Source organism: Nocardia sp. NBC_01377, assembly GCF_045040005.1.
Lineage (GTDB): Bacteria > Actinomycetota > Actinomycetes > Mycobacteriales > Mycobacteriaceae > Nocardia > Nocardia noduli.
Window position 1 is genome coordinate 5787432 of record NZ_CP109566.1, and the last position, 23541, is coordinate 5810972.

The 23541-nt window shown below is 62.8% G+C and carries 17 protein-coding genes and 1 tRNA gene; 4 read left to right on the top strand and 14 right to left on the bottom strand.

Features of this window, described 5'->3' with window-relative positions; translation table 11 throughout:
• The first annotated feature begins 41 nt into the window (after positions 1–41).
• The 3 genes from dpdJ to dpdD are packed head-to-tail and all read left to right on the top strand — an operon-like array spanning position 42 to position 6909.
• On the top strand, positions 42–4400 hold the full coding sequence (gene dpdJ, locus OG225_RS26735) for a protein DpdJ (RefSeq protein WP_405177790.1): 4359 nt from the start codon (positions 42–44) through the stop codon (positions 4398–4400).
• The gene (gene dpdK, locus OG225_RS26740; RefSeq protein WP_198654732.1) at positions 4397–4918 is read left to right on the top strand and encodes a phospholipase D-like domain-containing protein DpdK; all 522 of its coding nucleotides are present in this window, start codon (positions 4397–4399) and stop codon (positions 4916–4918) included. The genes dpdJ and dpdK overlap by 4 nt, the downstream gene beginning before the upstream one ends.
• Positions 4915–6909 (top strand): protein DpdD, encoded by a 1995-nt coding sequence (gene dpdD, locus OG225_RS26745; protein WP_405177791.1) that lies wholly within the window; start codon positions 4915–4917, stop codon positions 6907–6909. The genes dpdK and dpdD overlap by 4 nt, the downstream gene beginning before the upstream one ends.
• 137 nt (positions 6910–7046) lie before the next feature.
• Here the strand turns inward: dpdD and dbpB (OG225_RS26750) are convergent, their stop codons facing one another.
• The 11 genes from dbpB (OG225_RS26750) to OG225_RS26800 form a co-directional block, all read right to left on the bottom strand.
• Positions 7047–8153, bottom strand: a complete 1107-nt coding sequence (gene dbpB / locus OG225_RS26750; protein ID WP_109530794.1) for a DGQHR domain-containing protein DpdB — start codon at positions 8151–8153, stop codon at positions 7047–7049.
• Between the two features lie 13 nt (positions 8154–8166).
• A complete protein-coding gene (gene dpdA / locus OG225_RS26755; protein WP_109530793.1) occupies positions 8167–9396 on the bottom strand; it encodes a tRNA-guanine transglycosylase DpdA in 1230 nt (409 codons plus the stop codon).
• Positions 9393–10535, bottom strand: coding sequence for a DGQHR domain-containing protein DpdB (gene dbpB, locus OG225_RS26760; protein WP_198654731.1), 1143 nt, complete (start codon positions 10533–10535; stop codon positions 9393–9395). The genes dpdA and dbpB (OG225_RS26760) overlap by 4 nt, the downstream gene beginning before the upstream one ends.
• Positions 10535–11500, bottom strand: a complete 966-nt coding sequence (locus OG225_RS26765) for a hypothetical protein (RefSeq protein ID WP_157979003.1) — start codon at positions 11498–11500, stop codon at positions 10535–10537. Before OG225_RS26765 ends, dbpB (OG225_RS26760) begins: the two co-directional genes overlap by 1 nt.
• A complete protein-coding gene (gene folE2, locus OG225_RS26770) occupies positions 11478–12302 on the bottom strand; it encodes a GTP cyclohydrolase FolE2 (protein WP_198654730.1) in 825 nt (274 codons plus the stop codon). The genes OG225_RS26765 and folE2 overlap by 23 nt, the downstream gene beginning before the upstream one ends.
• Complete coding sequence (queD, locus tag OG225_RS26775) at positions 12283–12654, bottom strand: 6-carboxytetrahydropterin synthase QueD (RefSeq protein WP_109530789.1); 372 nt, start codon at positions 12652–12654, stop codon at positions 12283–12285. Before queD ends, folE2 begins: the two co-directional genes overlap by 20 nt.
• On the bottom strand, positions 12654–13295 hold the full coding sequence (queE, locus tag OG225_RS26780) for a 7-carboxy-7-deazaguanine synthase (RefSeq protein ID WP_109530788.1): 642 nt from the start codon (positions 13293–13295) through the stop codon (positions 12654–12656). The genes queD and queE overlap by 1 nt, the downstream gene beginning before the upstream one ends.
• Positions 13295–14005 (bottom strand): 7-cyano-7-deazaguanine synthase QueC, encoded by a 711-nt coding sequence (gene queC, locus OG225_RS26785; RefSeq protein ID WP_405177792.1) that lies wholly within the window; start codon positions 14003–14005, stop codon positions 13295–13297. Before queC ends, queE begins: the two co-directional genes overlap by 1 nt.
• A gap of 1297 nt (positions 14006–15302) precedes the next feature.
• Positions 15303–16208, bottom strand: a complete 906-nt coding sequence (locus OG225_RS26790) for a hypothetical protein (RefSeq protein WP_405177793.1) — start codon at positions 16206–16208, stop codon at positions 15303–15305.
• A gap of 83 nt (positions 16209–16291) precedes the next feature.
• Positions 16292–17542 (bottom strand): tyrosine-type recombinase/integrase, encoded by a 1251-nt coding sequence (locus tag OG225_RS26795; protein ID WP_405177794.1) that lies wholly within the window; start codon positions 17540–17542, stop codon positions 16292–16294.
• A gap of 122 nt (positions 17543–17664) precedes the next feature.
• Positions 17665–17737, bottom strand: a tRNA-Ala gene (locus OG225_RS26800).
• A gap of 161 nt (positions 17738–17898) precedes the next feature.
• On the opposite strand from OG225_RS26800, the gene OG225_RS26805 reads away from it, so the two are divergent.
• Positions 17899–19296 (top strand): DUF222 domain-containing protein, encoded by a 1398-nt coding sequence (locus OG225_RS26805; protein ID WP_405177795.1) that lies wholly within the window; start codon positions 17899–17901, stop codon positions 19294–19296.
• A gap of 44 nt (positions 19297–19340) precedes the next feature.
• Here OG225_RS26805 and OG225_RS26810 read toward each other — a convergent pair whose 3' ends face one another.
• From OG225_RS26810 to OG225_RS26820, 3 genes are all read right to left on the bottom strand, one after another.
• The gene (locus OG225_RS26810; protein WP_405177796.1) at positions 19341–20078 is read right to left on the bottom strand and encodes a DsbA family protein; all 738 of its coding nucleotides are present in this window, start codon (positions 20076–20078) and stop codon (positions 19341–19343) included.
• Between the two features lie 84 nt (positions 20079–20162).
• On the bottom strand, positions 20163–21245 hold the full coding sequence (locus OG225_RS26815; RefSeq protein ID WP_405177797.1) for a polyprenyl synthetase family protein: 1083 nt from the start codon (positions 21243–21245) through the stop codon (positions 20163–20165).
• Positions 21242–23536, bottom strand: coding sequence for a germacradienol/geosmin synthase (locus tag OG225_RS26820; RefSeq protein WP_405177798.1), 2295 nt, complete (start codon positions 23534–23536; stop codon positions 21242–21244). The genes OG225_RS26815 and OG225_RS26820 overlap by 4 nt, the downstream gene beginning before the upstream one ends.
• Between the last annotated feature and the right edge of the window lie 5 nt (positions 23537–23541).

Genomic DNA, 23541 nt, shown 5'->3' on the forward strand with positions numbered 1-23541 from the left:
ACCAGGAGCTCCCTCTACTGTCTTGGGGAGTAACCACCGGGGTGCTTTCCTTGGACGAGGTCACCGCGACGATCGAGCGTGTCCTCTGCGAACATGCGGATGCACCTCGCGGCGTCACCATCGACGACCTTGTCGACTACCTGGTAAGTAAGGCGTTACTGGTGCCAGCGTCGAGCACCGCGCCAGCCTACGACACCGCAGAAACGCCTGTGTACCGAACGCGGATGGCTGAGGCGCTGCGGCTTACCGTGAACCTCAGGCAACTCTTCCCGCCACGTTGGGGGGCTGCCCCGCAGCCGGGTTGGTGGCTGCGGGGGCCGCGACTCGTGGCCGACTACAGGCTGCACGTTCAACCGCGCCGTTATCCGAAGCGAGACATCACGCTGGACCGGGCATGCGCCGAGTTGGCGACGCAAGCGGGCTGGGGTCCTGCCCAAGAGCGTGTCATGAAAGTTCTTGTAGGCGAAAACAATTTGGCCGCCTTCCAGCTCGCTGCGACGCAACGCATCTTCTCGGCCATTCATGCGCAACGTAGCCAAGGGATCATCGTCGGAGCAGGCACCGGCAGTGGGAAGACCATGGCTTTCTACCTTCCAGCTTTCGCTTCGATGGCGGGGTCCGCCCGGCGAGGTGTCCACACTTTGGCGATCTACCCTCGTGTGGAGTTGCTGCGAGACCAACTTGTTGAGACGGTCCGCATCGCCCAACGGCTTCAGGAAGCGGCGACTACCCCACAGCGGATCCGGATCGGTGTTTTGTACGGGGGTACGCCGAAGCACAACAAGGACTCTCGGTATTTCGGGAACCAACGATCCGGCTGGAAGCGGAGCAAGAGCGGGTTCGTGTGCCCCTACTTCAGTTGTCCGGAGTGCGAACGCGGCGAATTGATCTGGCCGGAGGCCGGTCGGCTTGCCGGTGTAGAGCGGTTGCAATGCGGAAACTGTCATTACGTGATCGAGTCGCCAAGCCTGGCATTGACCAGGGAGAGCATCCGAGCTAATGCTCCGGAAATTCTTTTCAGCACCACAGAGATGTTGAACAGGGGCGCAACGAACAACCTGTCGGGTGTGCTGGGCTGGCAGGGCGGAGCGCCGCCTTCTGTTGTTCTGTTGGACGAGGTGCATACCTACGTCGGGATGCACGGTGCTCAAGTCGCGCTTCTGCTGCGGCGTTGGCGAAACGCAACGAAGAAACCGATCACCTTCGTCGGCCTGTCTGCGACGCTGCGTGACAGCGAGCGGTTTTTCGCCGCGCTGACCGGCCTCCCATCGAGTGCTGTCGACCGAGTCGAACCCGCGGAGGACGACATGATGGACGAGGGACGCGAATATTGCATCGCGTTACGCGGCGATCCCGTGTCCCGGGCCAGTCTCCTGTCGACCTCGATTCAGACCGCAATGTTGTTCGGCAGGATCCTCGACAAGAAGCAACATGTATTCGGCACGACCGGGTTCGCCTTTACTGACGATTTGGACGTGACCAACCGCTTCTATGACGACTTCCGCGACGCCGAAGGCGGGCAGAACCGGTCGATGCGCAATGGTCAGCAGCCGATCCTGGCTGCGCTGCGATCTTCAGCGGGAAGCTTTGAGGCAGATCGCGAGCGTGACGGCCAGGTGTGGCGTGTGGTGGAGAAGATCGGGCACCTGCTGTCTCCGGACCTCAGACAGCAATACCTGCGGATCGGCCGGACTTCGTCACAGGACGCGGGGATGGACCGAGACGCCGACTTCACTGTCGCCTCACCGTCACTGGAAGTAGGCGTCAATGACGCCCGGGTCGGGTTGGTACTACAACACAAGGCGCCGCGTAATCCGGCAGCGTTCATCCAGCGGCGAGGACGGGCCGGTCGTCTCCGGGACACCCGGCCAATCACTGTAGTGACGCTGTCGGAGTATGGGCGTGATCGCCTGGCCTACCAGGCCTACGAATCGTTGTTCACTCCGGTCTTGACCGCCCCGACCTTGCCTGTTGGCAACAGGTTCATTCAGAAGATCCAAGCCACGCAGGCCATGTTCGACTGGTTGGGTGTTCGAATGCGCGCACGAAAGTGCTATGTCGACCCTCGCACTATGCTGACAAGCCCGTGGAGTGAACACCAGTTTGACGATTCCGTGTATGAGACTGTGGCCCAGATCCTTCGCGACGCACTGGAAGATCAAGTGACCCAGGACCACCTTGCGAAGCATATCCAAAGTGCGTTGCAGATCGGCCCCGACGACGTCCGAGCGATCTTGTGGGATCCACCCAGATCGTTACTGCTGTCCGCAGTTCCGACAGCGTTGAGGAGGCTGAATACACGGTGGAAGCCAGCCCGTGAAGATCCCGGCGCTGGTCGAGGAAAGCTGCTTCCGGAATTTCTGACAACCTCGCTGTTCGCACCTCTGAACCTCCCCGAGGTCGAGTTAATATTGCCTTTCAATGATCAAGACGAGCCGGAGGCGCTGGGTATCGCGCAGGCACTACGTGAGGCCGTACCTGGGAGAGTCAGCAAACGATATGCATACCGACGCGACGACGATCGAACTTGGATCGCACCTCAGGCCGGTTCCGACGAACTCGACCTGCGGACAGTGGTCGGTCCGGGCGCGACCGTGGAAGGTGTGTGGAAGGGCCCTGACGACAGAAGTTTCCAGGTAGTCCGTCCGACCTGCATCCGCATGACGGAGCCGGACCCCGATATCAACACAAGGTCCCAGGGCGTTCCCTTATGGGTCAGCGAGATCGTGGTCAACGACAGCGCACCGCCTAACGCGGCTGATATCCCGAATCCGTCGCTATGGAGCAGCCGACTGGTCGAGGTTGGGTTCTGCTCCCACCGGAGCGGGAACCCGGTCGAGGTTCGGCGGATGACGATCGGGGCGGACAGTGTCGTCGCGCGTACCAACCAGCGGGTTGATGAGCGGCGGAAGATCGCATACCTGCTCGACGGTCGACCGGCAGCCCTGGGCTTCCACCTGGATGTTGATGGGATCAAGTTCGTCCTCAGGCGTCCTGATCTCGACAGCCCCGGATTTCGCGCCTACCTTGCGTCACCTCAATGGCGGTCGGTCGCTTTCTTCGATGCGGTGCGAACAGATCCCGCTCTCGACGACGTAGCGAACAGGTTCCAGCGGGAGTGGCTAGCCCAGATCTACCTCACCGCTTACACCCTCACCGGGGCGGACGGGGCCCCAGGCTCGGAGGTGCACGCGAAGCTAGCTGGTGGGGCATGGCGTGATCAACTCCAAGAGATTCTCACCGTCATGTATCGGAGCACCGAGGCGCCCGGTTCGACCGTGTCGGCGACAGAACGACTCGTCCAGGATCTCTCGGCGCTGGCCGCGCAGCAGGACGTCATCGACACCGTCAATCGTGCAGGCCGACTCCTGGCGGATCCGGACATCGTGAACCAGACGGCGTCGTTGGCCAGGCAGGTATACACGCACACGGTTGCCGCCGCGATCCTCGCCGCATCAATTCGTGCCAGCCCACATGCCCAGGACAAGGATCTCACCGTCGACGTCTTCGAGGGGACGCAGGGAGACCACGACGTGGTATGGCTGACCGAGACGTCGATCGGAGGTGTCGGCGTGGTCGAGTACCTGGTCCAGAACTATTCGCAGGACCCGCGAGCATTCTGGACGCTCGTCGACTCGATGCTGGCCCCGGGAGAGCATGAGCACGTGGACGCGGCGATGCTGGAACTCCTGAAAGAGTTGACGGCAAATCCTTCCGGTGCAGCGGCGAGCGCCATAGCCAAGTTGCGGCATGCCCGATCCACCTACGCTGCGGGAGCTGGGCTCAAAGACCTGCGTGAGGCGTGGACGGCTCTTAGTGGGCCGCCTCGGCACGCCGCAGTTGCCGCCTTGTCGACCCGCCTGCTGCGCCCAGGCTCGGACCCTGCCTCGGACCGCACAGCGTTGCGTCTGGTAGAGGACTGGATCATGTTGGAGCAGAGACTTGGGGTGGAAGTCGATGCGCGTGTGGTGGCCTACGCTGCCAGTCGCGGTTCCTTTGCCGACAACGAGCGCGAACTGACTGCTGATCAGGCGTTCAGTGTGCTGTGGCCCCGCGGCCACCAGGCACGGAACCAGCACCTGCAGTACTACCAAGGATACGGCCAGGAAGCCACCGTTGAGCGAGCGTTGGCCGCCGCTCTACACACGGAGCAGTTGCTCGAGATCGAGCTTGAGGACCCGGACTGGATCGAGCGGTACCAAACGGCACTCGCCGAGCACGGTCGCCTCGACCTGGTAGGTCGCAGCCGCGGAAACCAGGCTATAGCTGACGCTTTGGTGCTGCTTCCAGTTCTGCCTGTCGACCGCGATGCCCTTCGCGTCTACGGGCAGGTTCGGAACATCGTCAGGCACTCCGATCGCACCACCTTGCGTGTGGAGATCAGGGAGGCGGTGCAATGACCAGATCGGCGCGCACCATTCGCATCAGCGAGCAGACGCGTATCAGAGTTGCACCGGTCCTGCGGGCCGTGTTGTTGTCCGAGATGCTCGCTCCCAGTCCGCTGATTTGGCTGGTATCGCCATGGATCACCGATATCGACGTGATCGACAACTCCGCAGGTGAATTCGATGCAGTGTTCGGAGACGAGTCGATTACCGTATGCCGGTTGTCCGACGCACTGGCCAGGATCAACACGGCAGGAGCCCATATACGCATCGTCACCCGCCCCGACAACCACAATGCTCCATTCCTGCACCGGTTGAAGGCCATGGCACCTCAGGGACGCCTCAAGGTGATTCAGGCACCTGAAATTCACGAGAAGACTCTCTGCGGGCAGGAGTGGCTGCTTACCGGATCCATGAACTTCACCATCCGCGGAATGACAGTGAACGACGAGGCGGTCACCTATATCCAGGGCGGGCGTGAGCCCGGCCAGGCACGAATCGACCTGGAACGGCGTTGGGAAGGTGCGACGTGACCGAGACCGAGGTTCTTTCGACCCGGACGCCGGAACAGATCCGATGGTTGCTCGAAGCCTACTTCGCGGCACCCGTCAACGATGCGTGGCCGGATATGGCCGAGGACTACGAATGGGCGGACCGTACCAGGCCGTTCGTCGACAACGCCCTGAATCGGCCTGAGATAGCACTGGTATTGCCCTGGTTGAAGAAGTCGGTGGATCGCTTCGCCATCTACGTGGTGGTAGACAAGCGGGAAGACGTTGTCCCCACAGCGGAACTCATTAAGGCATTTGCGGGACCTAGCTACCTCGCTGACTCCTCTATGGAACGCCCCGCTCAGCTTGATGCGGGGGTTGAGATCGAGAGGATCCTCCTTGAGTACGTGGATCCTGCAGCTGTATTTCGCCTCGGTGCGGGGCCGATGCCAAAACAGCGGGGAAGATTGACTGACGCGATGCGTCTGATGCAAGAGGCGCTCGCGAACCGGCCGACTCGGTCCTGGCGCGTCGTAAAGTCTGCCGGCAGGCTCTTGGCCGAGTTCGACGCCGCACTGGCCGCCGGTGGCGAGGCGAGTTCGGCGGCAATCCTCGACCAACTGCGTGAGGTCGGCGGACTAGACGCCAGCAATCTGGCGTACTTGACAATCAAACGGCTCAACCGGCTCGGTAAGGACGCCGAAATCCAGGCACTGCCTCGCCTAGTCGACATCATCAGGCAGGAGCCTCCTACACCTGTGCGCGAAGCTCTTCTCGAATCCCTGTACTTCAGCGCGATCGAGGACTACCTCGCAACTGGTGACCTCGACGCGGCGTTCCAGGTGCTCATGGACACCGGAACCTACCTCCAGGAGTTGTTGAACGGCCCGCTCAGGATGCGTTCAATCAGCGCGTGGACGATCGCGGTGCTCGCGGGAATCATCGGAGACGATCACAGCCTGCTGAAGCACGCGAAGGACGAGTTACATAGAATGGACCGATTCGAGGAGCTTCCGGAGGCGGTACGCGAACAACTGCTGAGCAGGGTCGAGGACGACTCTCCTGAACTGGAGACCGCTCCTGCAACGCAATCCGCTATTCGCTCTTGGAGCGAACTGCTGGCGGCAATCTCCGACAACTCTCCAGCCGTGCTCAACGTGCTCAGGGAGTCCAGTTGGCAAGACTGGCCACCGCCCGCCCAGGACGATGAAGAGATCGCTGGCCTGCTGGACGGTTTGAGGGATGAAGCCGCTGAACAGGCATGGAGTGCAGTAGGCGCTTTCCTCGAGGCCGCAGGCTACGACGATCCGGCAGCTTTCAGTGCGGAGGCCTTCATCCTTAACGCACTCACACACAGCCGATTCAACCCCGGCGACCTGTTGGCGATTCAAGCGCTGCTCGGTGTCGCACTGCGCGGTGCCCCGAACGCCGACCATTACCAGCGCATGCTCTGGGAGATCGGCTCGGAGTCCGACCGCTGGGTTGCTCCGGAGCGGGCGTCGGTCGTCCTGGACATCGTCGACACACTGGTGTTGTCGGCATGTCCCGATGAAGCTGCGCGGCAACAGCTTAGCTACCGCTTGCTGACTCCGCTCTCCAGACATTCGGAACGACTGGACCCCACCGATATTGCATTTGCTCGGGTGCTCGACGGAGAACTCGAGCTCGGATTGCCGTGGCAAATTGAGCAAGACGACGAACAGTTGGAGCCGGAGGTGTGGCGCGCCGCCAATGTGAGCATCCTTCTCTACTCACTTGACGAGAAGGTACTGGGTCGGGTGACCGAGCAACTTCGCGCCCTCGCACCGAATGCCCGAGTCACCTGCTCTTCTGACCACGTCGGCAGCCCCCGCCTGCGCCTGTGGGTGCAAAGCGCAGACCTGGTTGTGTTGATCACTCGATGCGCGAAGCACGCCGCAACCGGATTCATCTCGTGCCACACCAGTAGCGAGAAGATTGCGTACGTGGACGGAAGTGGGTCCGCATCTTTGCTCCGCACAACGTTGGCAGAAATTAAAAGACGCTACGGCTAACGGGAGTGACCTGACCCCGTCGGTTCGGGCACGACGGCAGCGGCCCATACAAGGTGCACACCCTGAACGTCTCGCTGCATCATTTACACCCGTCACTGACACAAGTGGGCAGTGACGGGCAAACGACGAGCGATGTCCTAGCGTCGAGCGCGCAAAGCCCCCGCGAGCGCCTTTGTGAGCAACTTGATATCGGTTGGGGTGTTCTGCAACGAATTCCAACGCCGCTGATCGTCGGGGCCAAGGTCCCATGTGCCCGAGGTCCAGGCTGCGATATCGTGCAGTTTTGCTAGGTGGTGTTCGACCCCGGCTTCGGGCAACTGGTCGGCGGTGTACCGGTCGGTCACCGTATCCATCACGTAACCCAGAGCCTGAATCCCGACGCCGTGCGTAAGTCGCGACTTGCGTGGCGGCAACTTCCACTCGATCGGCCAGGTGCTCTCGACCAATTTCCAGAAGATCTTGAGGTGTAGCACCATCTGCTCCACGTCACCTGAACCGTCCTCGGGGTTGCGGTATTGGTAGAGCGCGCCGTCGTAGAGACTGTTCTCGATCATCTTGAGAACACTGTTGTCCTTGATGTAACCATCGGGCGAGGTCGGGGTCGCGATCGCGCCCCGGAACGGGCTGTCGGTGTCGATGTTCAACCGGGTCATCAACTCCGCGGGCAGTTTGCGCCTGGCGTACTTCGGTGGCAGGTAGCCTGCCGAGTCCGGCAGCAACTCGTGGATCAGGCCCTTGGGCAGTGGTTTTGTGTTGTTGACCAGGATGAACTGTGAGCGCTGCTCGTCCTGTCCCGTGGCAATGAATGCGACTACGGCAACGGGGAACTCGTCGACATCGGCATCGCGTATTGCAGCGATTCGTTGTTGCCCGTCCACGAGCAGGCCGGGCTTGTCGGCTTCATCGAGGGTCTCATCAACTGGGATGATCAACTCACCTATGGACGAGTAGTCGACGTCACTGCGTCGCTGACTGGATTCGAACCGGACCCGGGTGTCGAACGCCAGTACGACCGCGTTGGGCAGCATCGCCTCCGGAGATTCGATGTAGCGCTGGATCGCTCGGATATGACTGAGTACTTCGGGGCGCTGGTAACCGTCGAGATCTCCGTGATCCGTCCGTCGTACGCGCGACACCGTCGTGAAGTCGTGCAGGCGTTTGCCATCGATTGCGAAGCAGTAAATTCGCCTCTCTCGTTGCCGCACTTCAAGTGCCGGCACCCTGATCTCGTATCGGTCGGCCATAAGCAAACTCCTTCTAGGACTCCGGCATTGGTTCGGTGTGCAACGTTCTCATCTTTTCGGCGAGAACCGACAGGTTATGAAAACCGCGTCGCTTGTTCCGCTCGGTACCTCGGAAGATCACCATCTCGATGCCGTGCTTCGCGCAGAGCCCGCAGAGACAGGACTGCCAAGCCGCGTCCTCCAGTGTGCGGCGGTAGGCGTCACGGTAGCTCCTTTTGACGCCGACTATCTCCTCGTAGGTCAGCACACGGTCGAGCGCGTCGGTCAGGCTGCAACGGCCAGCATCGAAGGCACGCAACGCGTTCAAGCACTCGCGTTCAGCCTGGACCGCATCGCGCTGGGAGACGTGTCCGGCGAGTATTGCGCGTTTGAGGGCGAGATTCCCGTCAACCTGCGGAACCTTGATAGCTGTGTAGGTGCTGGATTCGGTGTAGAAGTTGTCCCGATCATCCATGAACGCTTGGCGGAACGCAGATGTGCTGTCGAAACTAGTTACTCCCAATGCCTCGAATTTTCCGATCGTGTCCAGTCGAGTGATCCCAAGTAGGTGCAATTCGGTATCGTCCGCCCGTACGGGGTCGATCGCACGCAAACAATCCAGGATATCCGGGGTCTTCAACGGCACCATACCGCCCAGAGCTATGCGCTTGTACCCCATTTTCTGTAACTCGGACACACTATCGGCGTAACTGGCAGGATCCCACCCCTGTGCAGCGCCAACCGGTTCCAGTCGCGATCTCCGGTCGATGACTGCCGATAGAAATTTCTCAGCGTAGCGCAGAGATATCCGGCGTCGTTCAGTCCATTCGTCCGGCGGCGGATTAGCGCTATTGGGGCGGTGATAGCCTAGTATGATGTGATCGATACTAACTCCGGCATCGAATCCGCATTCTTCGTAGAAGTCGAGTACTTCGTCGACCGTATAAGGCGGTTCACGCTCGTCGACATAGTTGAACGCACCACAGTCACCCAGGGTGGCTATGTCGTCAGGCAAGCGGAAGAATCCCCGCACTCCCAGCCTGTAGAGGCGGTGCCGCTGCGGCATTGAGTATTTCCCGGCACCGCGCAGCGAACCGTCGACGATAGCTTTCGAAACAAGGATCCCATCGTAAGCGGGCGCAACCAAAACCTCGTGCGCATATAAGTCGTCTCGCTGACGTACGCGGGTCGGCAAGTATTCGTCATGGATAAAATCGTATGTTGGACTGACGAGGTCTTGACTGTCTGGAAAATAAAACTTCACGACATACCCGCCCGTGCGTTCAAATACACTCGGATCAGATAGTTAGACAGTTCTTGGATATGCTTGTGCATGTTTTGGACCTCATTCCATCGCAGTCCATTCTCGTCCCAGATCCCCGAGGTCCAACGGCAATATGGTTCCACAAGCGCAAGATGCTGTCGAATTATCTCAGGTGCGTCAGGCCGGCGCGCATCCACTGTTCCCAATATTCTGTCCATCAATCGCCCCATCGCACGAATTCCTGCGCCGTGCATAAGACGGCTGCGACTGGCGGGCTTGCCCCATGCATCGGGAAACGTATCCCGTACCGCAGTCCAGTATGTAATTAAGGCATGAATGATTCCATCGAAGTCAGTTTCATTCTGGCGCACGTCCCTGTATGGATAAAGACATCCGGAAGAGGAGGTGATACTTTCTTGGATCATGTCAACGACTGCAGTATCAGTAATTACTGCTTTGCCGCTGGATCCTTTCGCTGTCGATGTACGTTTGATCATGCCATGCATCGGCGATCGCTCATCAAGATTCAGCACGTCACATAATTCTGACGGCGCTTTTCGCAATGCCAGTCGAGGTGGAAGTTGCCGGTCGACTTCGGGCAACAATTCTGTGACCAACCCACGCGGAAGCGGCTTCGTGTTGTTCACACGAATGAACTGGTCACGCTGCACCTGCACCGATTCGGCCACGAATGCGGTGACAGCCACGGGGAAGTCCCGCTTCTTAGCGTGTGACAAGGCTATGGCGCGTTGCTGGCCGTCAACGATCCATGCTGGCTTAGGACGACCGGCAGATGGAAGCGGAATAGTCACCGTTCCGGTGATACCTAGTTCATCACCGGGTATACGGTTGCCCCGAATGGCGTGGAACTGCACTTGTGCAGACAGGGCCATGATGATCGGGTTGGGAAAGATTGCGAGGTCACTGTCGAGATAGTCGATGATCTCTTGGATGTGTCGACGAACTTCCGGTCGCTGGTAGCCGATCAGCTTGCCGGCCTCATTGCGACTGACTCTGGAGATATCGGCGATCTCTAGGATTTCTTCAGCCTTGAGTGTGAACACATACAGTGGGTACTTCTCTGTCTGTGCGAGGCAGAGCGCGCGCCGCCGCAAGCAGTGGTTGTCTTTATTCGCCACTAGTTCTCCACCTCCCTTGCAATCTCATGGTAGAGATGCTTAAACCGCCCTTGCTCACACGACTGGCCCGAGTCTCGCAGTCGCCGCAGAAGCCTGGTGGCACTTGATTTTTCGACGCCGCGATGGGAGCGGATGTACTCGCGCACCGCGTCGTCGGACAGGCGTACCCCTGGTGCGCGACGACTGGTGTCGGGTGGAGCGGTGTCGACAGCATGCAGCGCCACCTCGCGAAGGTTCCTATGGCTGAGATCGGCTCCGTTTGCCACAATTTGCGACAGCAGGTGAGCGGCGGCGCGCGCATGTAGAACGTGAAGGCTTCCCCCGACGACCGAGCGCAAACGTGCGGGAATCGGAATGACCACGTCTTCCAGTCCACGTGCTGGCAAGTTCGGCCCGATGACAGTGAACCTGTCCGCGGATCGCAAGAGGCCAGCGGCCGTACGAAGGTCATCTGCGCACGCGGGCAGGTAGGTATTGGACAGAACCGCCACTATCGTCGCATCCGGATCCTGACGAGCCAGGTCCGCGAAAGACCGTGGTTTGTCGGCGCTCGGGCCAGCCCAATCGGTCAACCGCTGCCACCATTGCCGGGTTTCCAGCTTGTCCCGCCCCACCGAATCCTCGTTCCCGATCGAAAAAGTCGCTGCGTACGGGTGAAGATAAGCGTCGACATCGACAAGCCCGTAGCCAGCCGAGCAGACCCATAGCCGGGCCGGAGCGCCGACCAGCGTCGGAAGGCCACGCGCAATGTTCCAGTGCTGACCACCATAGAGATCGTGCGCGCGAACTGTTGGTGGCTCGGCAGTAAGGCGACGAGTCCATTCGGCGAAGCGCAACCCCTGTTGTTGCTCGCGTAAATTCCCCAGTCTCAGGCTCTCGGGTACAACTTGCCTCTTGCGGTTCGTACAGGTGACCACGATATGGACCGTCGATTCAGACCGCCTACCCGGCATCGGGTCGTCCACCGATCTCATCTGTTGTCGTCCAAGGGAACTCGGCGTACGCCGCGTGGTTGTGAATGCTTTCATCGTTGAGGACTCGCACCCGGTACTCCGCGATCCTGTTGTCGCGGCGCAGAACTGTGACAACATTGCGGGCCATATCTTCCACGAAGACCGGGTTGTCGTAGGCAGCCATCGTGACGTGCCGCTCGTCAGGTCGTTTGAGCAAGCTGTAGACCGGCGAGGAGCCGGACAATTCGGCGACGGTGATGAGGTCATCGAACCAGAGATCACCGCGAGGGTCGCGCGCCCGCACACCAATGGTGACCCATCCGCGCTGATTGTGCGCACCGCGGTCACTGATGGCCTTGCTACACGGGCACACACTTGTGACCGGCACGCAGACTTGCTGCAGTAGAACCGCTTTCGCGTCATCCGCGCTGATATCCAGTTCGCATGCATAATCCATGAATGACGGGATTCCAGTGACGGGTGCCTGCCGTTCGAGAAAGTACGGGAACGCTATCTTCACTCGCGCGTTGGTACTTCCCATCCGGCCTCGGAGGTCATCGACCATGCTGAGTGCGCTGTCCGGTCCAAGCTGATCGCGCCACTCCTGCAGCACCTCGATGAACCTGCTCAGGTGAGCCCCCTTGATGTCAGCGCCGAGACTTACCGACATCGTGACAGTTGCGGCGACTTCGCGCTTTCCCCCTTGGCCGTCTGCGACCAGCAACGGATATCGCAGTCCGTCTATACCGACCTCGCCCAGGGCAATGCCGCGCGTATCAGGTTGCGCTTGAACATCACTCAGCACGTGGTTCATCTTCTCCCCTGTAGATGCAACCGGAGGTGCACGTTTCTCTAACCACAACCTGAGACAAGGGCAGCACGTCGGCTAACTGCTGCCATATCCAACGTGCGAGCACCTCACTGGTGGGGTTTTCCAGTCCTGGCACTTCGTTGAGGTAGTGATGATCGAGTTGGTCGGCCAGCGGTGCAAAAGCCTTCTTGACCTCGCCGAAGTCCATCACCCACCCCGACTCGGCCTCCACCTCGCCTCTGACATGAATAGCGACCTTGTACGAATGCCCATGCAGCCGAGCGCATTTGTGGCCGTCGGGGACGTTCGGTAGGCGGTGAGCGGCTTCAAAGGTGAATTCACGGAAGATCTCCATCACCTGATCCCGATGTACTTGTGGGTTTGCACGCTCAACCTCCATTGTGGATGCTGTAGGCAGTACTCGATCGCAGCTTTCGTGTTCTCCTGAAGCATGGGTCCATCCATCGGTTGCAGAAGCAACGACGAAAAGTCGAGCGACTCATATAGTTCCGGAGGCGCTTGGTCTTGGGGGAATACCAGTTTCAGTTCGTCTCCCGCGGTCAAGACGAGATCTGTGCCAGCCTTGGGGCTGACACAGATCCAGTCCAAGCCTTGGGGCGCGGACTGGGTGCCGTTGGTTTCGACCGCGATCTCGAATCCCGCTTCGTGGAGTGCCCCGACCAGTGGCTGGTCGAGTTGGAGCAACGGCTCTCCGCCAGTGCACACGACAAGCCTGCGGGCTCGTGGGTGAGCATTCCCTTCCCATGTGCCTGAGACAGCCTCAGCTAATGCCGCTGTTGTCGTGAAACTGCCACCCCCTGGCCCGTCTGTACCCACGAAGTCGGTGTCGCAGAACTTGCAGATCGCGCGACTACGCCCGGACTCCCGGCCATTCCATAGGTTGCAAGCAGCGAACCTGCAGAACACAGCTGGGCGACCTGCGTTGCCACCTTCTCCTTGGAGCGTGTAGAAGATCTCCTTGACCTGATACGCCATCACGCGACCCCGGCGGCATATGGCGCTGGGTCCGCCATGCCTATCTCTGCAAAGCCACGAATACGCAGCAAACACGAGTCACAGGTTCTGCAACCGGCACCATCCGGGCGGGGGTCATAGCAACTGTGAGTCAGGCCGTAGTCCACACCCAACTCCAGGCCGCGCGAGATGGTTTGCGCCTTGGTCAACTCGATCAGCGGCGTGTGGATCTTCAATTGCTGGCGCCCCTCAACACCGGCCTTGGTCGCGAGGTTCGCCATCCGTTCGTATGCTTCGATGTACTCCGGTCTGCAATCCGGGTAGCCACTGTAGTCCAAAGCGTTGACACCGATAAAGACGTCACTGGCACCGAGAGTCTCAGCCCACGCTAGGGCAAATGACAAGAAGATCGTGTTCCGCGCGGGAACATATGTGATCGGGATCTCGCCGACGTCGAGATCCTCGGCTCGATCGTGATGAGGAACGTCGATGTCCGCCGTCAACGCCGAGCCGCCGAAGACGCGCAAGTCTATGTCAGCCACCACATGCCCCGATGCGCCGAGCGCCTTCGCTACACGGTCGGCAGCCTCCAGTTCAACACTGTGCCGCTGACCGTAACGGAAGCTCAAAGCGTAGGTCTCGTACCCCTCGTGCCTGGCGATAGCCAAGACCGTCGAGGAATCGAGCCCTCCGCTCAGCAGCACCACAGCCTTCTGGACCACGTTCATCATCTCCTCCGAGGATTGCACCCGTCACCACACCAACAGCAGTTGTAGTCAAACTGCATCGATCATTCAACCCAACTATCTCCAGTTTCACAGACGTCGCAACCAGCAAACTACAACGATGGCATTTACAGCAAGCGCCGAACACAGAGGCCCAGTCCACCCACCACCCGAGTGGCACCTCTGACCTGCATAATTATCGACGATGCCAACCTGCTGCCAGACACACTGAGCGCTCCCCGATGACGAGGCTCAGCGAGGATCGAAGGGGCCAGTCGCGCCACTCCCGCACGAGGACAGCATGATTGGGACAACTACAGGGGCATGTTGATCGGAATCGTGCAGTTTCTATCGGCTCCGACAGTTCAGCGGCGCCGCAGTCCCCGCAGAAAGCTGCATCTATTGCCCGGCCAGATCGAACATGTGGGCGTAGTCGATCATCCGGGAAGTTGGTTCTCGCCAGTACGCGTTGGCCCGGCGGATTCGGCGGTGGTGGTGGTGGTGGGAATCGACCAGGACCTCGCGATTGATCAATGCCGCCCCGCCACCGGGCAACAGCGAGCGAGTCGGCCCCTGAGGCTGAGGAACTTGGCACGGCGGAACAAACACATGCCCGCACTTTGGTGAAGAGCGATTCCAGCTGCTCAACGAGTGGTCCGACCACATCGGTGACGATCTTGGCGACCTTCGTGCCAAGCTCGCCAACGATCATCGCGATGCACAGAGCGTTCGCGGTGGACAACCAGGGCCACGTTGCCCGTCCACTCCGAATCCGTAGCCGTGACTGTGCCAACGCCGCGAAAATTGCTTCGCCGACAACGGTTTCGACCGCGATATCCCTCAGTTCCTACCGGATCCGATGGTGCGCGTCATCGAGATAGCGGCGTACCCTCCGCACGTGTCACCGAGCGCGCCTGGCTGAGTCCGACGCCTACGCTGCCGTTTGGGCTCAGACAATCTCGCAACGAACCAGAGGCTCCGCTTCCAAGCAGCCCATCAGCAATCGGCTCGCAGAACCGAAAACGAACCAATCCTCTAAAGATAACGAATCGAGGCCACCACCAGTCGACTCTTCGCTGATCTCGGCGGCTAACCGCAGACACCATTAGGTACCTTTTCTGGCAAGCCTGGGGCCCCCCATCAGGCTCGTCGGTTCGATGCACTCCACCCAGCACGGCGCAGAAGTGGGCTCGCGGGTAGAATCATGTTGGGTCCAGCCGAAGGTCGTTCCGTGTTCTGGCGGAGGGCATCTCAGCGACAGCGTGTGGCACCTGATCGGTTTGCCTCGCCCGGCACAGCCCAACTACGAAGTCTCCTTCTCTCGCTCGCGAATCAATTCGATGAGTTGCCGGCGGTGCTCGCGGGCGGTCCGGCTGGCAAGGACGAGGGCTGCGGTGATCGCGCGCGCGTATTCAATGTCGCAGGCTTCGAGTGTGCGGCGGTGCTCGGCGCATTCGGTGTCGAGCGTGTGCCTGAGTTGTGCCACCTCGGCGAGGAGGGCTCGGCGTTCGGTGCTGATTGCATTGCGCTCACCTTCGGCGTGAGCCTGTGCCAGGCGAGCCGTCTCGAGCATCGCGCGCGTCGCGGTGATTTCGGCCTCGGCGTCTCCGCGGACTCGGTCGCGATCGGACTCCGCGGCGGTGATCTGGGCAGCGGCGACCTTCTCGACGGCGGTGACGCGCTGGTCGGCTTCCTTGGCTGCGGAGCGGGCTTCGCGGGCGGCGGCCGAGGCGAGTTCTTCCGCGGCGATGGCGCGGGTGAGTCGTTGTGCCATCGCGGCTCGTGCCCGTTCGGCCTCGGCGAGGGCCTGGTCGGCGAGAGTGATCCGGTGGTCGGCTTGTCGCTGTATTTCCTCGATTTCGCGGTCGACAGCCGCGGGGTCTGTGAGTCGGGCGAACAGGTCGGCGACGTCACCGACGACGGTGGCGAGATCGCCGCAGAGGTGCCCATAGTGGTCCAGCAGCCCGACCAGTGTGTGGGTTCCGTCGGTGATCGGACGCGGGGACGGTTGCACGACAGCGACTTCGGTGGTGGTGAGACTACGCAGTCGGCGCATGGCCTTCTGCGCGGTGTGCTCGGGGTTGTCGCAGTAGCGCCGCGGTGCGCCGGGCCGTCCGGGGACTCGGGCGGGTACCGGGGTCGTGCAGCCGGGGAACTGGCAGCGTACTTGCGTGGGCGTGACGCAGGCCGGCGTCATGGCGTTCGACATCGGGATTCCTCTCCGATCCGTTCCATCTCATTCCATCGAACGAGGAATGAGATGGAACGGATTCGGTTCGGTCGGGCATCGGGTCAGGCGGCGAGCTCGAGCATCTCGGCCCGGACACGCGGCAGGCGGCTCGCGATGACCTCGGCCGCGGACTGGCTGGCCGTGCGGTCGTTGTGGCCGTACCGGCGGTCGGTGGTGGTGACCGATTCGTGGCCGGCGTCGCGGGAGACGACGAACAATGGGACGCCGTCCTGCAACTTCCAGGAGATTCCCGTGTGACGCAGCATGTACGGGGTCAGGTGTTTGGTGCGCAGCGACGCGACCGCAACGGGATAGCGTTCGAGGAGTTCTTCGGGGTCGGCGCCGTGCCACATGGCTCTGGTGCCGAACGGGGTGAAGTCGCGACGGGCGAGGGCTTCGAGTCGGCGCAGGGCAGGCTGCCAGGCTTTGCGGTGGAAGTAGCCGGCGGTGATGGGCGTGCCGGTGTATTTGTGGAACAGCAGCTCGTCACCGGGGCGGGACAGATCGAGGCGTTGCACCGTCTGTAGCGGGATGTTGATGGTGCGGATTCCTCTGCTGGATTTGGGTTTGCCGAGTTTGAGTCGGCTCCCGCCGTCCTTCCACGCTTTGTTGATGCGCACCGCGCCGGTGACCGGGTTGACGTCGCGGACCTGGAGGGCGCCGATCTCGCCTGGGCGTGCCATGGAGACGAGACCAAATTCGGCTTGGGTGCGCCAGCGTTGGGACAGGAGTTGTTCGAACAGCTCCCATTCGTCGTTGTCGAAGATCTCGATCTCGATGTCGTCGTGGCGCGGCAGCCGGATACCGGCGCACGGGTTGAACGCCAGTAGCGGTGCCGGGCGTTGTTCCACGGCCGCGCGCATCGCCGCGGACAGGAACCCGTGTTTGTTCTTGATCGTCTTGGGTGCGTTGCCCTTGTCCTGTTCGAGATAGACGATCCAGGCAGCGTCGGTGTCCTGGGTGACGGCCTCGAGGGTCGCGCGCTCGCCGAAGAACGGGACGATGTCGTTGACGATGTAGCGATGATATTTGGCGCGCCCGTCCTCCTGCACGCCGGTGAGACGGTCGGTGTATCGAGTCAGCCACTCGACCAGCAGGACCGCGCCGGTACCGGCGTCGCGTTTGCCCGCCAGGACATCACGAGCGGCGTCGAGGCCGATGCGCTCGATCAGATCGGCCCACCACTGGGCCTGGTCGTACTCGTCGAAGCTCTCGGCCGACTGCCGCCGTTTGCCGTCGAGGTCGTAGTAGTGGAACGGGACCTGCCAGCTGACGGTGCCGTCCTTGCGGGGCCGTGGGCGAGGTGTGGGCATACGCCACTCCTGTCGTGTCGAAGATGGCGACACGAGCTGCCTGAGAGGCGGTGGTGACGGCGGTGATGACCGCGATCGAGATCCAGGCTACCGAAGTAGCCCCTGACCTGCACATGAAAAAGTGGAGCTAAGGGGACTCGAACCCCTGACCCCCACACTGCCAGTGTGGTGCGCTACCAGCTGCGCCATAGCCCCTGATTATCGCGCTCGGTTTCCCTCGCGCTTGAAGAAAGTTACACCACTGCCGTGTCGGCTTCCAAATCGCCTGGGCATAGCGGTGGTGGGAGTGAGGCGCACGCGTTACTATCGAACGTATGTTCGAGTCTAATCGGAGCTTTTCCATGGACTTCGGGGCCATGAGCGATGAAGGGTTGATCGGTGCCCTTCGGGCCGCGCACGGGGCGGCGGCACGGGCGCAGGCGGCGGAGGTTTTCGCCGTGCGCGAGTTGTATCGGCGGCATCGGGCCCAGAATGTGGAGCCGGGGCCGGGTGGGGTGCGGGCCGGGGAGTTCGCGGCGAGTGAGGTGGCCGTGGCGGTGCACGCCGACGAGGCGACGGCGGGGGCGCTGATCGATATCGGACTGGCGTTGGAGGAGTCGTTGCCGCGGACGCGGCTGGCCTTCGAGGCGGGGCGGATCGACCTGGCGAAGGTGCGGGTGATCGTGGACAGCACGCGCGGGCTGTCGCGGGAGGTCGCGGGGGTGGTGGAGACGCGGTTGATCGAGGTCGCCGAGCGGACCGAACCCGCGCGGCTACGGCAGGCGGCGCGGCGGTGGGCGGCGCGGTTGGATCCCCGTGGGGCGCGACGTCGCCGGGAACTTCGGCAGGATCAGCGTGATGTGCGGATTCGGGCGGTGCAGGACAGCATGGCGGTATTCGACGGATTGCTGCCCGCACCGGGAGCACAGACGGTGGCCATGCGGCTGCGCGAGATGAGTTTGCAGGTGTGCGGGCAGGATCCGCGGACCATGCCGCAGCGACGCGCCGACGCGCTGGTGGCATTGGCGGACGGGTCGGGGCGGTTGCGGTGCACGTGCGGGCGGGGGCGGCGTTGCGCGAATTCGGGTGTGCCGCAGCAGGCTCCGCGACGGCCGCTCGTCCAGATCGGGATTCCGGCCGAATCGCTGCTGGGGACGAGCGAGGCTCCGGCGTTCCTCGCGGGGTACGGGCCGATCGACGCGGCGCTGGCGCGAACGGTCGCCGAACACGCTCGGTTCGAAGTGATTTCGGAGCGGGAGGAATCCGAGGATGTGGGAGGAGAGGGGACGGCACGGTGGGTTCGGGCCGTCGACGGGATGTGCCGGTTTCCCGGCTGTGTCGTGCCCGCCGCCGAATCCGAACCGGTCGACGGCCCCGCCGAGGAAGGGAGCCGAACGGCCGGGGCGGGCTCCTACGTCCTGTGCGCCAGGCACCACCGTCTGAAAGTGTTGGCGGACAAGGGAAAAACGGGGTGGTGCGTCGCGCCGGCCGATCACGATCGCCTGCGGTGGACCGCACCGACCGGCGGTGTGCACATCACCGTGCGCGAGGGCGCGAGGTACCTGTTCCCGCATACCGATATCGACCGTCCGGTCGGCGTTCGAACCGGTGCGGAGCACTCCGAACCGGACGCACGGCCGCTCCCCCCGGACCGTCCGACCGCCGTTGATCTCGTGTTTCCGGTCGCGGGTCACCTTCCGGTCCATCTCCAACTCACCAGAATCGCGCCCGAGGACGAGATACCCGTCACCGAACCATCCGCCGACGTGTACTGATTCCGGCTCGAGACGGACCCGGAGCGAACTCGGACGACTCCCGCTCAACGGGTCACGTCGACGACCCAGTTCTCGTTGTTCACATCGATCCTGGTGGCGCCGTCGTACACCGACGGGGTCGCGGCCTTGCCGTCGAGCAATCCGTTGAGCTGGTCGAGGGCGGCTTTGGCGTTGGCGGTCGCGGCGTCGACCTTCGCGCCGGAGGCGACGCATTGCACGACGTCCTCGCCGGCACCCGCCTCGCGGGCGAGATCGGCCAACTGCTGGTTGGTCAGGTCGGACTTGTTCTCCTCGGGCTGATCGGTGACGAACAGCATCTCGTGGAATTTCGCGTAGACCGGGCCGGAACCCGATTCGGCCACGCATTCGGTCGCGGCCACGGCGCGGGTCGAATAGTTCTTGCTCTTGGAGCGCGAATCGAGGAAGTTCACGAAGCGGTAGCGGACAGCGAGTGCGCCCTCGTCGACTTTCTGGGCGATCTCCTGGCCGTAGACGCTCTCGAGCACGCCGCAGGCCGGGCACAGCGGGTCCTCGTAGATGTCGACGGTGTTCGCGGCGTCGACCCGGCCGAGTTGCACCGAACCGTCCGGGGACAGCACCGAGACGACGGCGGGGTTGCGCACCATGCCGTATCCGTCGTTGCGGACATCCGCCTCGTCGTTGCTCCAGCGCATCACCAGCAGGACGACCAGCGCGATGACGACGACCGCGACACCACCGAGGGCATAGGTGGTGGTGTTCGACATCGGCCGCGGCGTGTACTTCGGGGATGGCTCACTCACGCCGACCACTCTGCCCGAAACCTGTACGCGACACACCGCCGGGAGGTCCCGGCGGTGTGTCAACGGACACGACGGCGACCCGCGTCAGACGGCCCGCAGAACCACCGCGTCGGCGATCCGGCGCAGGGCCGCGCAGACCTCGGGCGGGAACGGCGCGTCGAGCAGTGCGCGTTTGGCCTGTTCCCAGCGCACGGTGATCATGTCCTCCACCTGCGGCAATGCCGTGGCGGTGAGGATGTCGCGGCAGATCTCGGCCTGATCTTCGTCCAGTTCGGGATCACCGAGCAGAACACGCAGCCGGGAGGCGTCGGCGGGCCGGGCGTTCTCGAGTGCCAGCGCAACCAGGGCGGTGTGTTTACCCTCGCGCAGATCCTCCAGATTGGATTTGCCGCTGCTCGCGGGGTCGCCGTAGACGCCGATCTGGTCGTCGCGGAGCTGGAACGCCTCGCCGAGCGGGCGCGCGTACGCGGTCAGTGCGGCGAGAACGCGCGGATCGGCGTCGGCGAGCACGGCCCCGAGATGCAGCGGATGTTCGCAGGTGTAGGACACGGTCTTGTAGCGCACGATCTCCATGGCCCGCTCGAGGTTCTCGGTCGGGCACCCGGTGGCGAGCAGGTCCAGGTACTGGCCGTACATCACGTCCGCGCGCATCGAGTCCAGGACCGCGAGCGCGCCGCCGAGCCGGGAGGCGCTCAGCTGCGCGGTGTGCAGCAGTTCGGCGGCCCAGACCATGGTCAGATCGCCGAGCACGATGGCGGCGTTGACGCCGAAACGGTCCGGATCGCGCCGGTCGCGATGCCGATCGGCCAGACTGCGATGCACCGTGGGGTGGTCACGGCGGGTGTCGCTGTCGTCGATGACGTCGTCGTGGATCAGCACCGAGGCGTGGAAGAGTTCGAGCGAGGCGGCGGCGCGCACCACCGGCTGCGGAATCTCGGGGCTGCCGCCCGCCGCGAGCCAGCCGAGCACGCACAACACCGGCCTGATCCGTTTTCCGCCCGCGAAGAGGAATCCCTCCAGGGTGTCGACCACCTCCGCCGGAAGTCGCCGCGCCGCGCCGCCGCCCGCTTTCTCCCGGACGAACGACGCGAGCGCCTCGTCGACGCGCGCGCGGATCGCCACCGGATCGGGGGTCGTCGAAACCGAGGCCGTGCCGGGAGCCGTCATCGGGGCACCACACTTTCGCCGCGTTCGGACGAGGTGAGGATCCCCTCGATACGGGCGGCGCTGGTCCCGAGTCCCGACGGGCGCAGCAGGGCGAGCAGGATGGAATCGGAGACCCGGGCGGGTGTGATCACCGGGCGGTAGCGGGCGTCGAGCTCGGCGTCCACGTAGCGTCCGGTCTTCTCGTGCCAGTAGGCGATCCCGGCCATCCAGTCCTTGAGTTCCACGACACGCCGGTCGAGCAAGGCACGCGCCGCCGCGTCGAGATCGGATTCCGCGTAGAGCAGGGGCAATTCGGTGGTGGCGATGCGATCGAACAGCCTGATCCTTGCCGTCATCAGATCGTTGACCATGCCGAGCGCCTCGTCCCGTCCGCATTCGAAGAAGCTGCGCAGCACCCGGACGCCGTTGTGGAGGTCGCCCTCGTATTCGGTCTCCTTCCGATACGAGAACAGATCGTTGAGCAGCGCGGCGTAATCGCTGGCGGTGTTCTCCAGATCGCGCAGCGTCTGCACCCGGTAGACCTCGGGCGGCACCAGGTCGCCGTGCGAGAGCCGCGACATCGTCTTGGTCAGATCCGATCCGAAGGTGCGTCGGCGCATCTCGATGTAGTCGACCGGATCGGGGATGCGGTCGGCCGCGTCGTTGGCGACCTCCCATTCGCAGCCCTCCACCAGACTCATGACCGAGGTGTGCAATTCGAGACGCTGGGCCGCGTCGAGTTCGTTCGTGGTCCGTCGCCAGAGATCGGCGAGGCCGCGTTCCATCGCGTTGACCGGCGGCGGGCAGGCCGAATCGTCCAGCGGCATGAATCGCGGGAATCGGGCGGCCTGGGCCGCCGCGCCCGCCGGATCCCTGCGCCTGCCGAAGACCTGCGGGTAGTAGTCGTCCAGGTAGGTGCCCCACGCCAGCCAGGCGGCCGAGATGTCGAGTTCCTCGGTGGTGGCGTCGGGATCCATCCCCGCCGAGCACAGCGCGAAATCGAACTGGCGCAGATCGTTCGGTGTCCACAGCGCCACACCGCCCAGTTCGGGGACCGGATCGTGGAAGCCGACCCGCTGTCCCCAGGCCAGCAGGGTTGATCTCGCCGAATCCAGGAGCGGGCTCAACCGGACCTGGTACGGCATGGAGATCTCCGGGATCGGTGTCGGACCCACCGGCTCGACGCGGGCGTGCACCAGACTGCGCGCGCGCACTCGCTCGGCGCGCGAGGTACTCGGCGGCCTCGCCGCGGCGAGGCCGAAGCCGGTCGGGCCGCTGGTCGGATCGACGGTCGCCGCACCGTCGTTCATGTACCGGCTCGATCGCAGATGCCATTCGTGGCCGCCGGATTGCCAGTCCTGCAAACCCTTCGCGTAGGCGAGGACGGCGAGTTGGTCGGTCAGGCCGACCGCGCGCTGCGCGAACAACGCGGGCACCTCGGTGAGCGCGGTGTGTTCGAACTGTTGCAGCCGTGAGGTCAGCAGGTCGTTGACCAGATCGGCGGCACGCTGGGTGTCACAGCCGAAGAAGCGCTCGACCACGAGGACCGCGTTGGCGTTCTCCCCTTCCGAGCGCACCTCGCGCTCGTAGGAGAACAGGTCGTTGCGCAGGTGGACGGCGTCGGAGAAGGTGTCGCGCAACACTTCCAGCGGCCGGGTCCCGGCGAGTTCGGCGGGCACCTCGGCGGCCACCGCGTGTTCCACCAGGTTGGCCGACCACGGCGCGCCACCGACCTTGCGGCGCATCTCGATGTACTCGATCGGATCGGCGATCCGGCCCTCGGCGATATTGGCCAACTCCCAGCGTGATTCCTCCAGCAGCGCGGCGGTGGTCTCGGCGAATCTGGCGCGCCAATCCGTCGACATCGACGGCACGGTGCGCGCCCACAGATCGGCCAGGCCGCGTTCCACCGGATTGGTCGGCTCGGGCATCGGACCGCCGGACAGCGGCATGAAATCGCGGAGCCGGTCCAGGTATCGCTTGGCACCCGCGCCGTCCCTGCTGCGTTTGAACAGTTCGAGGAAATGGTCGTCGAAGTAGAACACCCAGACGTACCAGTCGGTGATCAGGTCGAGTTCGCGGCCGTCGCAGTCGGGATGGGTGTAGGCGCAGAGCAATCCGTAGTCGTGCCGTTCCAGATCCGATTCGTCCCAGATATGGGTTCCGGCCTGGTCTTCGAAGAAGCCCATCGCGGTCGCCCACCCCCTGGTGTGCGCGCGTGCCCGATCCACGTGCGGATTGAGGCGGGCCGGATACGGCATGTAGAACTCGGGAAGGGCGAAGGGCTGCACGGTATCTCCTGTCCTCGGCATTCGGC